General features: G+C 63.1%; 16 protein-coding genes. 8 read left to right on the forward strand and 8 right to left on the reverse strand.

All coding sequences use genetic code 11. The annotated features are described in order from the left end of the window. A partial coding sequence (locus tag ABI546_RS09955) for a copper-translocating P-type ATPase (RefSeq protein WP_348046436.1) occupies positions 1-1758 on the forward strand: 1758 nt, incomplete at its 5' end. A 91-nt stretch (positions 1759-1849) separates the two neighbouring features. On the opposite strand, the gene ABI546_RS09960 is transcribed toward ABI546_RS09955, so the two are convergent. Next, complete coding sequence (locus tag ABI546_RS09960; protein WP_348046437.1) at positions 1850-2476, reverse strand: LysE family translocator; 627 nt, start codon at positions 2474-2476, stop codon at positions 1850-1852. Between the two features lie 140 nt (positions 2477-2616). On the opposite strand from ABI546_RS09960, the gene ABI546_RS09965 reads away from it, so the two are divergent. After that, on the forward strand, positions 2617-3270 hold the full coding sequence (locus tag ABI546_RS09965; RefSeq protein ID WP_348046438.1) for a DNA-3-methyladenine glycosylase I: 654 nt from the start codon (positions 2617-2619) through the stop codon (positions 3268-3270). Between the two features lie 29 nt (positions 3271-3299). Here ABI546_RS09965 and ABI546_RS09970 read toward each other — a convergent pair whose 3' ends face one another. The 3 genes from ABI546_RS09970 to ABI546_RS09980 all read right to left on the reverse strand — a co-directional run bounded on the left by ABI546_RS09970 (position 3300) and on the right by ABI546_RS09980 (position 6172). Further along, the gene (locus ABI546_RS09970) at positions 3300-4274 is read right to left on the reverse strand and encodes a magnesium and cobalt transport protein CorA (protein ID WP_348046439.1); all 975 of its coding nucleotides are present in this window, start codon (positions 4272-4274) and stop codon (positions 3300-3302) included. A gap of 145 nt (positions 4275-4419) precedes the next feature. After that, a complete protein-coding gene (locus ABI546_RS09975) occupies positions 4420-5631 on the reverse strand; it encodes an MFS transporter (protein WP_348046449.1) in 1212 nt (403 codons plus the stop codon). Between the two features lie 61 nt (positions 5632-5692). Next, a complete protein-coding gene (locus ABI546_RS09980; protein ID WP_348046440.1) occupies positions 5693-6172 on the reverse strand; it encodes a MarR family winged helix-turn-helix transcriptional regulator in 480 nt (159 codons plus the stop codon). Positions 6173-6211: 39 nt separating this feature from the next. Here ABI546_RS09980 and ABI546_RS09985 point away from each other — a divergent pair, with 39 nt between their 5' ends. Further along, the gene (locus tag ABI546_RS09985) at positions 6212-6775 is read left to right on the forward strand and encodes a PaaI family thioesterase (protein ID WP_348046441.1); all 564 of its coding nucleotides are present in this window, start codon (positions 6212-6214) and stop codon (positions 6773-6775) included. Here ABI546_RS09985 and ABI546_RS09990 read toward each other — a convergent pair. After that, positions 6772-7647, reverse strand: a complete 876-nt coding sequence (locus ABI546_RS09990) for an MBL fold metallo-hydrolase (protein WP_348046442.1) — start codon at positions 7645-7647, stop codon at positions 6772-6774. The two genes, ABI546_RS09985 and ABI546_RS09990, sit on opposite strands and share 4 nt — an antisense overlap. A 117-nt stretch (positions 7648-7764) precedes the next feature. Between ABI546_RS09990 and ABI546_RS09995 the strand changes: the two genes are divergently transcribed. The 4 genes from ABI546_RS09995 (at position 7765) to gloA (ending at position 9460) form a co-directional block, all read left to right on the forward strand. Further along, on the forward strand, positions 7765-8094 hold the full coding sequence (locus tag ABI546_RS09995; RefSeq protein ID WP_348046443.1) for a metalloregulator ArsR/SmtB family transcription factor: 330 nt from the start codon (positions 7765-7767) through the stop codon (positions 8092-8094). Next, positions 8094-8528 carry a YeeE/YedE family protein gene (locus tag ABI546_RS10000; protein ID WP_348046444.1) on the forward strand — a complete coding sequence of 145 codons (435 nt, stop codon included), beginning with the start codon at positions 8094-8096 and terminating at the stop codon, positions 8526-8528. The genes ABI546_RS09995 and ABI546_RS10000 overlap by 1 nt, the downstream gene beginning before the upstream one ends. A gap of 10 nt (positions 8529-8538) precedes the next feature. Beyond that, positions 8539-8961, forward strand: a complete 423-nt coding sequence (locus tag ABI546_RS10005) for a DUF6691 family protein (protein ID WP_348046445.1) — start codon at positions 8539-8541, stop codon at positions 8959-8961. A gap of 88 nt (positions 8962-9049) precedes the next feature. After that, on the forward strand, positions 9050-9460 hold the full coding sequence (gene gloA, locus ABI546_RS10010; RefSeq protein WP_348046446.1) for a lactoylglutathione lyase: 411 nt from the start codon (positions 9050-9052) through the stop codon (positions 9458-9460). A gap of 99 nt (positions 9461-9559) precedes the next feature. On the opposite strand, the gene eda is transcribed toward gloA, so the two are convergent. The 3 genes from eda to ABI546_RS10025 form a co-directional block, all read right to left on the reverse strand. Then, positions 9560-10174, reverse strand: coding sequence for a bifunctional 4-hydroxy-2-oxoglutarate aldolase/2-dehydro-3-deoxy-phosphogluconate aldolase (gene eda / locus ABI546_RS10015; protein ID WP_348046450.1), 615 nt, complete (start codon positions 10172-10174; stop codon positions 9560-9562). Positions 10175-10212: 38 nt separating this feature from the next. Further along, the gene (gene edd / locus ABI546_RS10020) at positions 10213-12033 is read right to left on the reverse strand and encodes a phosphogluconate dehydratase (RefSeq protein WP_348046447.1); all 1821 of its coding nucleotides are present in this window, start codon (positions 12031-12033) and stop codon (positions 10213-10215) included. 164 nt (positions 12034-12197) lie between these two features. Beyond that, a complete protein-coding gene (locus tag ABI546_RS10025; RefSeq protein ID WP_348046448.1) occupies positions 12198-12806 on the reverse strand; it encodes an OmpA family protein in 609 nt (202 codons plus the stop codon). Positions 12807-12927: 121 nt separating this feature from the next. Between ABI546_RS10025 and ABI546_RS10030 the strand changes: the two genes are divergently transcribed. Beyond that, positions 12928-13154: gamma-glutamylcyclotransferase (locus tag ABI546_RS10030; protein WP_348046451.1), on the forward strand; the 227-nt coding region annotated here is incomplete at its 3' end.

Here is a 13154-nt window from a genome sequence, read left to right on the forward strand (position 1 = left end):
ATCAGCCTGGGGACGGGCGCCGCCTTTGCCTACAGCGTGGTCGCCACCATCGCTCCCGGTGTGTTCCCGGACTCATTTATTTCCATGGGCCGCGTGTCGGTGTATTTTGAAGCGGCGGCCGTGATCATTTCGCTGACGCTGCTGGGCCAGATGCTGGAGCTGAAGGCGCGCTCGCAAACTTCGGCCGCGATCAAGTCACTGCTCGGGCTGGCGCCCAAAACAGCGCGGCGCATCAAGGTCGACGGCGCGGAGGAAGATGTGCCGCTGACCCATGTGCACGTGGGCGACAGCCTGCGCGTACGCCCCGGCGAAAAAATCCCGGTCGACGGTATCGTCACCGAAGGCGGCAGCGCCGTCGATGAATCCATGCTGACTGGAGAGCCCCTGCCCGTGAGCAAACGCCCCGGCGACAAACTGATAGGTGCCACGCTCAACACCAGCGGCGCCCTGGTAATGCGCTCTGAGCGCGTCGGCGCGCAGACCATGCTGTCGCAGATCGTGCAGATGGTCGCGCAGGCCCAACGCTCCAAGGCCCCCCTGCAGCGCATGGCCGACAAAGTGGCCGGCTGGTTTGTGATGGCCGTCGTGGCCGCCGCCGCACTGACTTTTCTGGGATGGGGATTCTTCGGCCCGCAGCCGAGCTGGGTCTATGGGCTGATCAACGCGGTGGCGGTGCTGATCATCGCCTGCCCCTGCGCGCTGGGCCTGGCCACGCCGATGTCCATCATGGTCGCCACCGGTAAGGCGGCCGGCCAGGGCATTCTTTTCCGCGATGCGGCGGCGATTGAACACTTGCGCGGCGTCGATGTGCTGATCGTCGACAAGACCGGCACGCTGACGGCCGGCAAGCCGGTATTTGACCGCTCGGTCCCCACCGACGGCTTCAGCGCCGACGACGTGTTGCGGCTCGCCGCCAGCCTGGACCAGGGCAGCGAACACCCGCTGGCCCATGCCGTCGTGGCCGCGGCGCGCGAGCGCGGCCTGCCTCTGGAGACGCCCGAGGACTTCGAGTCGGCCAGCGGCATCGGTGTCACCGGGCGCGTGGCTGGCCGGCGGCTCACGCTGGGCAATACGGCGCTGATGGCGCAGGCCGGGGTTCCGGTGGATTCGCTGCTGGCCCAGGCGGAAGCCCTGCGCGCCGAGGGCGCCAGTGTGATGCACCTCGCGGTTGACGGCCGGCTCGCCGGCCTGCTCGCGGTGGCCGACCCGGTCAAGGCCAGTACGCCCGAGGCGTTGACGCTACTGAAAGCTGCCGGCTTGCGCGTGATCATGGCCACCGGCGACGGCCTGACCACCGCCAGGGCCGTTGCCGCACGCCTGGGCATCGACGAGGTGCACGGCGGTGTCCAGCCGGCCGACAAGCTGGCGCTGGTCAAGCGCCTCCAGCAGGAAGGCCGTGTGGTCGCCATGGCCGGCGACGGCATCAACGACGCCCCGGCCCTGGCCCAGGCTAACGTGGGCATCGCGATGGGCACCGGCACCGACGTGGCCATGAACAGTGCCCAGATCACGCTGGTCAAGGGTGATTTGCGCGGCATTGCGCAGGCCCGGAAAATCTCCGAAGCGACCATCGCCAACATGAAGCAGAACCTCGGTTTTGCCTTCGTTTACAACTCGCTCGGTGTGCCGCTGGCCGCGGGCCTGCTTTTTCCCTTCACAGGCTGGCTGCTGTCGCCCATGATCGCGGCCTTGGCGATGAGCCTGAGTTCTGTATCGGTGATCAGCAATGCGCTGAGGTTGCGCGGAAAGCATTTGTGAGTGACGCTTAAACAGAACTGGCCCTGTCCAGTTTGGCTGCCCCGCTACGGGACGACGAGACTCTTGCTTGAGAGAGCGTCCAGGCCCCGACTCAGGCAGGCCGTTCTGCCAGCAAAGCCCAGACGCCCGCCAAGGACAGCAGCGAGCCGCCCGCGAGATTGAAGCGCCGCTGCAAGCGCGGCGAAGCCAGCAGCGTTCGGGCCGATGCGGCAAACACCGCGTACAGCGTGGCGTTGAGGCCGGCCATCACCACAAAAGTCACAGCCAGCACCCAGAGCTGGCGCGTAACGTCGGAGCCGGGGCTGATGAACTGGGGCAGAAACGCCACAAAAAATACGAGCCCTTTGGGATTGAGCGCGGTAACGAGGTAGGTGTTGCCGAACAGTTTCCACAAGGAGCCCGGTGCTTCAGGCGCCGCAGCCTGCATGGGCGAAATGCCGGCACGGAACAGCTTGATGCCCAGGTACAGCAAATACAAGCCGCCGACCCACTTGACCACCGTGAACCAGAAAGCCGATGCCGCCAGCAAGGCCCCCAGGCCGAACAACGACACGACCAGCGCCGTCGAGTCACCCAATGCCACGGCGGCCACCAGTGGAATGTTGGCCCGCTTGCCATGCGCCATCGAATAGCTGATGACCGTGAGGATGGTCGGGCCCGGAATGATGAGCAGGACAGCGGTAGCGGCGACGAAAGCGAGCCAAAGCTGGAGGGACATGGTGCGTGTTTTCCGAAGTTGGGGGTCGACGAAGAAGTCGTGCTTCATGATACTGCCGGCCACCCTGAGATGAATGCGCACATCCGCACGGACTCACCTGCATCTGCCTAGAATTGCCCATGCCTTCTGCCACCCCATCCATGCCACCAAAACTTGCACCATCGCCGGCTGCCGGCCTTTTTACCGACGATACCCACACCACACGCTGCGCCTGGTGCCAGGCAACACCGCTCTACCGCCACTACCATGACAGCGAATGGGGTTTTCCGGTGGATGACGAACGCCGGCTGTTCGAGAAGATCTGCCTTGAAGGCTTTCAGGCCGGCCTGAGTTGGTTGACGATTCTGAACAAGCGCGAATCCTTTCGACAGGGCTTTGCCAATTTCGATGCCGAGCAGGTCGCGCGCTTTGGTGAGGTCGAGGTCAAACGCCTGCTCGCCGACGCCGGCATCGTGAGGCACGCGGGAAAAATCGCCTCGACCATCAACAACGCCAGGCGCGTGATTGATCTGCGCCGCGAGTTCGGCTCGCTAGGTGCCTATGTGTGGAAGCTGGAGCCGCTGGCTGCGGATCGACCGGAAAAGGTAACCCTGGACACCTACAAGGCAACCCCGCTGTCACCGGCATCCACAGCGCTATCTAAGGACCTGAAGAAACGCGGCTGGACTTTTGTCGGCCCCACCACCATGCACGCATTTTTGCAGGCCATGGGCCTGGTCAACGACCACCTGGAGGGCTGCGCGAGCCGCGAGAAAGCACTGGCCGCTCGCAAGGCCTTCAAGCCGCCGGCTTAAGGCGTGTTTAACGCCGGGCCAACCCGGCTTCAGAGCCAGCGCGCCTTGCGAAACCGCCAGTAAAGCACCGAGCAGGTCGCAATGATCATGCCCAGCGCCATCAGGTAACCATAGCGCCATTTGAGCTCGGGCATGCCCTCGAAGTTCATGCCCCAAATGCCGGCAAAAGCGGTACTTACCGCAAAAATACTGGCCCAGGCCGCCAGCTTCTTGGTCACTTCACTTTCTTCGATCGTCACCATCGCCAGGTTCACCTGGATGGCGGTGCCTATGGTGTCGCGCATGTTGTCAATCAGCGCATTGATGCGCGACAGGTGGTCCACCACGTCGCGAAAATAGTCCTGCACGCCAGCGCAGATCTGCGGTACGCGGCCGCCATGCAGTTTGCTGGCACCTTCCAGCAGCGGCGCGACCGCATGCTTGAGCACCATCACGTTGCCTTTGAGCTCATACAGGCGCTCAATGTTCTTGCGGGCCGCGCCCGGCGTGAAGATTTCTTTCTCAATGATTTCCAGGTCATCTTCCAGGCCCTCGAGAACCGGAAAGTAGCGATCCACCACCGCGTCCATCAGGGCGTACAGCACAAAGCCCGAGCCGTTGCGCAGAAGTTCAGGCTCTCGCTCGCACCGTTCACGCACGCCGAGAAAACCTTTTGTACTGCGATTGCGCACCGAGAGTACGTAGTTCTTGCCGGTGAACACATCCACCTCGCCGACGTGGAGTTCGCCGGGCTTGTCGGTAGAAGGCTCGATCAGGTGCAGCACCGAAAACAGCGAGGCGCCGTATTCTTCAATCTTGGGCCGCTGGTGGCCGTGCCGGGCATCTTCAACCGCCAGTTCATGCAGACCGAACTCCTCGCGCATTTCCTCGAGTTCTTCGGGCGTGGCATCTTGCATGGCCACCCAGACAAAAGCATCGGGGCGGCAGATGTAGTCGCTGATCTCGGTGACCGGGATATCGGCCAGCTTGGTGCCGTTCTGGTAGACCACGCAATTGATGAGCATCTGATGTTTCCCGCAAGTTGGCTGCCTGCGTGGATTCTGGCACAGCGAGGGCTGCTTCCAGAACCTGTTCCTGGCGAACGCTTAACCTGCCTTGCGAGGCATCACCAGGTTGTAGACTGACTGCTGCAGGATCTTGAACGCCTGCTCAGGCGGCGGCCTTGGCCGCCACCTGCCTTGGTAGCAGCGCTTCGCGAATCGGCAAGTTCACCAACGCGGCGCCGGCGGCCAGCACGATGTCGATATACCAGACCCAGTCATAGCTGCCGGTCGCCTGAAATACATAGCCGCCCAGGAAGGCACCCATAAAGCCGCCCACCTGGTGCGACAACATGACCACGCCAAACAGCATGGCCATGTTGGCCGTGCCGAACATTTTGGCGACCAGACCCACCGTGGGCGGAACGGTGGACAGGAAGGTCACGCCCATGACGGCGGCAAAGATCAGCATCACGGCCGGGGTCTTGGGGGCCAGCAAGAAGATGAGCACGGCAAGGCCACGCGTGGCGTACAGCAAGGCCAGCAAGGACTTCATGCGCCAGCGGCCCACGGCCCAACCCATTGCCAGGCTGCCGACGATGTTGAAAAGGCCGATCATGGCGAGCGCCCAGCCGCCGATCTCAGGCGGCAATCCGCAAGCCGCCACCACGCCCGGGAGATGAGTTGCCAGAAACGCCACATGAAAGCCGCACACCAGGAAGCCCGCGGCCAGGTAACGGTAGCTGGGTGTTGCCAGCGCCTGGCTGATGGCCTGGCGCGCGCTGAGCGCTTTTGTGCCCGAAGCCGCCGCAGCTTGCGCCGCCAATGCTTTCGAATTGCCCTTGAGCACCAGCACCGCCGGCACAGCCAGCAGCACCAGCGCGCCCAGCCACTGCATCGCACTGGCCCAACCGACAGCTGCCGTGAGGCCGATCGCAATCGGCGCCATTGCGAACTGACCGAAAGAGCCGCCCGCGTTGACGATGCCGGTGGCCAGGCCGCGCTTTTCCGGCGGCACCAGGCGCGTGCTGGCCGCCATCAGCACCGAGGGGCCAGCCATGCCGGCGCCGCCGGCGGCGAGCACGCCAATGGCAAAGATCAAGCCGGCCGTACTGGTCATCAGTGGCGTGATGATGGTGCCCACTGCCACCAGCACGACGCCCAAAAAGATCACTCGGCCGGTGCCGATTCGGTCGGCTACCGCGCCGGCAAACGGCTGCGTCAGCCCCCACCAGAGCTGCCCAAAAGCGAAGGCCAGGCTGATGCTGCCAATGCCCAAGGCGGTGGAGGTATTGAGCGCCGACAGGAACAGGCCCATGGTCTGACGCACGCCCATGGTGAGGGCGAAGGTGCCGCCAGCAGCCAGCAGCACCAGCCACATCGCAATGCGGCGCACCGCAGGCGTCACAACCGAGGGCGCGGCGGGATTGGAGGATTCGGGCTTACTCATCATCAGCTCCAGATTCAATGGGGGACAAAAGCTCTAACGATTCGTTGATCAGGTTATGCAAGGCCAGCACGCGCGCGGTGCCCAGCAACGCATTGAGTTGCTCCTGCGCCACCCTCCATCGCGATCTGGCGTCTTCGCGCTTGGCGCGGCCCGCATCGGTCAGCACCACGGTGCGGCTGCGTGCATCGCTGCCCGCTGCGAGCTCGATCCAGCCGGCGTCGATCAGGGGCTTGAGGTTACGCGTGAGGGTGGAAGCGCTCATCTTCATGCCGCGCGCCAATTCGCCGGGCCGCATGGAGCCCAGCTTGAGCACATAGGTCAGCAAGGAGTACTGCGTGGTCTTCAGCCCTGCCTTGGCCATTTCAAGGTCGTAGTGATGTGCGACGCGGCGCATCAGCTGGCGCAGCTTGAGGTTGGTGCAGCCCTGCACCTTGAGTTCAGCCTGGGTTGACAGACGGGTTTTCTCGTTCATAATTTAATTGTACCTACAACTATTGTATATGCAACATTTATGGATACCATGACCCCACAAGACACATTGACTCAGTGGATGGCGCAAAGCGCCGCGGTGCGCGCCCGCATGCTGGATGGCGGCGGCAAACCCGGCCTGGCACGGCCGGATGACGTGGCAGGCAAGACCGGCATGGAAGTGATGCAGGCCATGCTGGCCGGCGAGCTGCCCTACCCCCACATCGCCGAAACGCTGGATTTCGCGTTGATTGAAGTCGAGCCCGGCAAAGCCATTTTTCAGGGCACGCCGCAGCTCAAGCACTACAACCCGCTGGGCACGGTGCACGGCGGCTGGTACGCCACGCTGCTTGACTCCGCCGTAGGCTGCGCCGTGCACACCATGATGCCGGTTGGCCGGGCCTACACCACAGCCGAGCTCAGCATCAACATTGTGCGAGCCGCATCACACAAAACCGGGCCGCTGCGCGCCATCGGCACCGTCATTCACTGCGGCCGGCAGATGGCCACTGCCGAAGGCCGCATCGTGGGGCCGGACGGCAAGCTGTATGCACATGCGACGACCACTTGCCTGGTGTTTGAAGCGCCGGGGCAGTCGGCACGCTAAGCAACTCCGAAGGTGTTGACAGGGATCTTGAGGTAACTGACGCCGTTGTCTTCCGGCGGCGGCAAGCCGCCCGCGCGGATATTGACCTGGATCGAAGGAAGAATCAACGTGGGCATGTCCAGCGTAGCGTCCCTTGCCACGCGCGTGGCCACAAAAGCGTCTTCAGAGATTCCGTCACGCACGTGGATGTTGGCCTTACGCTGCTCGCCCACGGTGGTTTCCCACTGAGGCGCGCGTTCTCCGGGTGGATAGTCGTGGCAGACGAAGACCCGGGTTTCAGCCGGCAACAGCAGCAGCTTGTGCATGGACCGGTACAACTGGCGGGCATCGCCTCCCGGGAAGTCCGCGCGGGCGGTACCCACATCAGGCATGAAAAGCGTGTCACCCACAAACACCGCATCACCCGCCAGGTAAGCCATATCGGCGGGCGTATGGCCCGGCACATGCAGCGCGGACATCTCCATGCTGCCTATCCTGAATGTCTCGCCGTCCTTGAACAAATGGTCGAACTGGCTGCCGTCCAGCGCGAACGAACGCTCCAGATTAAAAATCGCCCTGAACGTGGACTGCACGGCACGTATGTGTTCGCCAATGGCGATCTTGCCACCGGCATTCGCTTTCAGGTAACGCGCTCCCGACAGGTGGTCGGCATGCGCATGGGTTTCCAGAATCCACTCGACGCGAAGGCCTTGCTTTCCGATGTAATCCAGCACCCGATCAGCTGACGCAGTACCGGTGCAACCGGATTTGAAATCGTAGTCCAGCACCGGATCGATGATGGCTGCATACCCCGTGTCAGGGTCTGCCACCACGTAGGTAACAGTCCAGGTTGCGGGATCAAAGAAGGCCTGAGGAGTCAGTAGAGTGCGCATGGGACTGCCGTCTTTCATAGGTAAACCAAGCCTCGCTTTATCTAGCGGGACGGCTGGCATGTTCTGTTTTATTATATACAAGTATATAATATATTCAATTTAATTGAACGCACCGCCATGAAGAAGTCAACTCATCCTGTTCTAGACCCTCAGCGCCTTCGCGATGCGGCTACACAAGCCGTCGGTGTGTTGAAGGCGCTGGCCAATGAAAACCGGCTTTTGCTTCTGTGCCAGCTGTCGCAGGGCGAACGCAACGTCAGCGAACTCGAGGATTCTCTGGATATCCGGCAGCCCACCCTCTCGCAGCAACTTGGCGTGCTGCGCAATGAAGGCGTGGTCAACACGCGGCGGGACGGCAAGAACATTTACTACAGCGTCGCCGAACCCGCGACGCTGGAAATACTGGCCTTGCTCTACCAACTCTATTGCCCTGACGGAGAAAACTGATGCATATCAACTGGAACGCATTCACACCATGGTCCGCCCTGGCTGGCGGCTTGCTCATCGGCTTGGCCACGGCCATGTTCGCACTGCTTAACGGGCGCATCGCCGGCATCAGCGGCATCCTGGGCGGGCTCTTGCGGCCGACGCAAGGCGACATGGCCTGGCGCGCAGCATTCATGGCCGGACTGGTCGGCGCGCCGCTGGCCTACGCGATTTTCTCGCCATTGCCGGTAGTACAGATTGACGCCAACGACGGCGTTCTTGTCATTGCCGGACTGCTGGTCGGCGTCGGCACGCGGTATGGCTCCGGCTGCACCAGCGGCCACGGCGTGTGCGGGCTTTCAAGGCTCTCGCTGCGTTCGCTGGCGGCAACGGCCGCTTTTATGGTCGCCGGTTTTGCCATGGTTTTTGCGGCGCGCCACCTTTTCAGGCTTTAAGGGGAAAACCATGATCGTGTTGTCTTCCCTGCTTGCCGGCCTGGTATTCGGCCTCGGCCTCATCGTGTCGGGAATGGCCAACCCTGCCAAGGTGCTTGGCTTTCTGGATCTGGCGGGCGCTTGGGATCCTTCGTTGCTGCTCGTCATGGGGGGAGCCATTGCCGTGGGATTTTTCGCTTTCCTGGCGGCCCAAAAAAGGAACCGTTCCCTGCTGGGCGCCGAGATGAAACTGCCCGGCGCCGCACCCATTGACCGCCGGCTGGTGGCTGGCAGCGTGCTTTTCGGCATGGGCTGGGGACTGGCCGGTTTTTGCCCAGGGCCCGGTCTGGTTGCACTTGGCATGGGCGAACCAAAGGCCGCCCTATTTGTCTTTGCCATGCTGGCCGGCATGGTGATCTTCGAGCTGATCGAAAGACGGCGCGTTCGGCCCTAGCCATCGCTACATGGCTGCAGTCAGCAGGCGCGTCGAGGGCCTTGGCTGCTGCCGTGCACATTTACGCAGCCCGCAGGATAATGCCCTCATGCGACTACTACACACCATGCTGCGCGTTGGCAATCTCCAGCGCTCCATCGATTTCTACACCCAGGTGCTCGGCATGAAGCTGCTGCGCACATCGGAAAACCCCGAATACAAATACAGCCTGGCTTTTGTGGGCTATGAAGGCAACCCGGCGCAGGCCGAGATCGAGCTGACCTACAACTGGGGCACTGAAAGCTACGACATGGGAGCAGCTTTCGGCCACATCGCGCTGGGCGTGCCTGATGCCTATGCGGCTTGCGACAAGATCAAGGCGGCGGGTGGCAATGTCACGCGGGAAGCCGGCCCAGTCAAAGGCGGCACCACCGTGATCGCTTTTGTGACAGACCCGGACGGCTACAAGATCGAGTTGATCCAGCGCGATGAAAGCGCCGCAGGCGCAGGCCTGCGTTAATCCGGTAAGTTTGCTATTGTTTTAATAGCTGCTTGCGCTCGTTCCTATTGGTCTGGAGCGTGATTTTATTTAAATTCAGCGAATAGGCCGCAGCCTGCTTCACGCGGTCTTGCGGGCGAGCTGGCAGGCCTGAAACGCCAGCGCGGTGACATGCGACCAGTTGCCGCGGTCCAGCGTGTCGGCGGGAGTCAGCCACGATCCGCCCACGCACACCACGTTGGGCAGCGCCAGGAACTCAGGCGCGTTGGCCACCGTAACGCCGCCCGTCGGGCAAAACCGCACGTCACCGAACGGACCATTCCAGGCTTTCAACATGGCCGGGCCGCCCGCCTGCATGGCCGGGAAGAACTTGAGTTCGGTCAAGCCGTCTTCCTGCGCCATCATGATCTCGCTGCCGGTGGCAACGCCCGGCAGCAGCGGCAGGCCGGCGTCCCTGCAGGCTTGCCCCATCGCATGGGTATAGCCCGGGCTTACCGCAAAGCGCGCACCGGCCATAGCACAGGCCTGGGCGTCGGCGGCGCTGCGCACCGTGCCTGCGCCCACCACCGCTTCGGGTACGTCGCGCGCAATGGCTTCAATACAGGCCAGCGCCTGCGGCGTGCGCAGCGTGACTTCAAGCATGCGAATGCCGCCGGCCACCAGCGCGCGCGCCAGCGGCACTGCCTGGCTCACGTCGGTCAGCACAATCACAGGGATCACGGGGGCGTCCTGCATGATCTGCAGGGGGGTCAGTTTTCCGCTGAGGTTCAGGTTTACGTCCACGATAAAGCTCCTTTTTCGGCCGTCAGCGCGTGGTGGCGCATTCCGGCAAATAATTCACGCCCCATGCCAATGCCATTGGCCACTCGCAGCTCGGCGGCCATGGTGGCTACCGGCCTGGCGGCCCACTCGGCATCGGCCACCAGCACCTTGAGTTCGCCCTTGACCGCATCGACGCGGATGACATCGCCGTCGCGCACCTTGGCCAGTGGGCCACCGGCCGCGGCCTCAGGTGACACATGAATGGCGGCTGGCACCTTGCCCGATGCGCCGCTCATGCGGCCGTCAGTGACCAGCGCGACCTTGAAGCCTTTGCCCTGCAGCACGGCCAGCGGCGGCGTGAGCTTGTGCAGCTCCGGCATGCCGTTGGCCTGCGGACCCTGCCAGCGCACCACACAGACCACATCGCGATCAAGCTCGCCTGCGCCGAAAGCCACATGCAGCGCTTCCTGCGAATCGAACACCCGGGCCGGTGCCTCGATGACATGCCGGTCGTCGGGCACGGCCGAGACCTTGATCACACTGCGTCCCAGGTTGCCCTGCAGCAGCTTGAGGCCGCCCGTGGCGCTGAAGGGCTTGGCAGGGGTGCGCACGATGGCTTCGTCTTTCGAAGCCCCCACGTCATGCCAGGCCAGCGCCGCACCGGCCAGCGCGGGCTCGCGCGTGTACTCGCGGATGCCGCCTTCGCGCACGGTGAGCACGTCTTCATGCATGAAGCCTGCGTCAAGCAGCTCGCGAATGATGAAGCCAGGGCCGCCCGCCGCCTGGAACTGGTTCACGTCAGCGCTGCCATTGGGGTAGACATGGGCCAGCGTTGGCACCACGTCGGACAAATCGGAAAAATCGTTCCAGTCGATCACGATGCCGGCCGAATGCGCCACCGCCACCCAATGGATCAGGTGGTTGGTGGAGCCGCCCGTGGCCAGCAGCGCGACCATCGCATTGACAATGGCTTTTTCGTCCACGATCTGGCCGATGGGCGCATAGCGCCTGGACTTGATGATGCCCAGCACTGTGCGCGCAGCTTCACGCGTGAGTTCTTCCCGCAAGGCATTGGCCGGGTTCACAAACGCGTTGCCGGGCACGTGCAGGCCCATGGCTTCGAGCAGTAGCTGGTTGCTGTTGGCCGTGCCGTAAAACGTACAGGTGCCGGGGCTATGATAGGACTTGAACTCGGAGTCCAGCAATGCGTCGCGCCCCACAAGGCCTTGTGCCGCCTGCTCACGCACGTGGGCTTTTTCCTTGTTGGGAATGCCCGAAGGCATGGGCCCGGCGGGTACAAACACGGTGGGCAGGTGCCCGAAATGCAGCGCGCCAATCAACAGGCCCGGCACGATCTTGTCGCACACGCCCAGCATCAGCGCCGCGTCGAACATATCGTGCGACAGCGCAATGGCGGTGCCCATGGCAATCACATCGCGGCTGAACAGGCTGAGTTCCATGCCGCTGGTGCCTTGCGTGACGCCATCGCACATGGCCGGCACGCCGCCGGCCACCTGCGCCGTGGCGCCGAGCTTGCGGGCCTCGTCCTTGATGAAGGCCGGGTAAGCCAGGAGCGGTGTGTGCGCCGACAGCATGTCGTTGTAGGCGGTCACGATGCCGATGTTGGGCTTGCGCTCGGTCACGACCTTGAAGCGGTCGTCCAGCGGCATGCCGGCAAAGGCATGCGCCACGTTGGCGCAACCCATGCGGTCCAGGCTCGGCTCGCGCGTCGAGGCGGCACGCAATTGGGCGAGGTATGCGCTGCGTGTGGGCTGGCTGCGCGCGGCGATGCGGGCGGTGATGTCAGAAACTATGGGATGAAGGGCGGCCATGTTGCAACTCCGGTCATGGTCAAGTCACGGGGATGTAACTTTATTACTGACTCTATGGTAACGGGTTACCGGCCCATCGGAGGCCGCATGGTTACCAGCTGGTTACGAAACGCTGCCGGCCAAGCCGCTCTGCAAAGTTCTGAAACAACCCCGGCAAAGCTTGCCTATTCCAGCGTGATTTCCACGCGCCGTGCGTCGGCGTCGCTGCCGCTGCCCGTGAGCTGTTCGGGCTTTTTCAACACAATCTGCCGCTCGGGAACGCCGGCCCGCTTGAGCGCCTCGCGCACGGCGACCGCGCGCTGCCGGGCCAATGCCGCGTTTTTCTGGGCGTCGCCGGTGGCGTCATGAAAACCCGTGATCACCAGCGTCCGCCCGGCTTTGGCGGCCTTGACCACTTCGACCAGCGCATCACCGGCGCCGGCCGCCAGATCGGCGTCACCCGAGGCAAAGTAAAACCGCACTGCGCCCTGCTCCACCTTCACGCTGGCGGCATCGGCTGCCGCTTGCGACACCTGACCCCCCGTCACGGGGCTTGCGTCTGGGGCGCTGGCAATCGCTACGGGAACTGACGGCACCGGCACCGGCACAGCCACAGGCGTTGGCACAGGCAGGCTCACGGTGGCCAACGGAGCAACGACGGAAGGAAGTGGCGGCGCAAACCGGCTGAGCTGGTACACGCAGACCGCCAGCACCCCCGCAATCACAAAAGCCACCAGGCCTAGAACGACCGTCAACACCAGGCCCTGCTGGCCTTCATCGTCCTGAGAAAACATTACCTGACTCCGTCACAAAAAACTCTGCGCATTGTAAAGTGCGGCTGTGGAAAATTCAGCCCGACACATCACCGGCACAGCGCTTTCAGGCCAACCCACTGTCTCACGCAACCCCGACCACATGCTGGAAGTCGTGATGCGCGAATGGGGCGGCAAAACCGACCTCTGGATCTTTGCGTATGCTTCACTGATCTGGCGCCCGGAGTTCGAGCATGCCGAAGAACGTTTTGCCACCATCCACGGTTACCACCGCGCCCTGAAGATGTGGAGCCGCCTGAACCGCGGCACGCCCGAATGCCCGGGCCTGGTGTTCGGCCTGCTGCACGGCGGCAGCTGCAAGGGCATGGT

The organism is Polaromonas sp. (genome assembly GCF_039932935.1).
Lineage (GTDB): Bacteria > Pseudomonadota > Gammaproteobacteria > Burkholderiales > Burkholderiaceae_C > Polaromonas.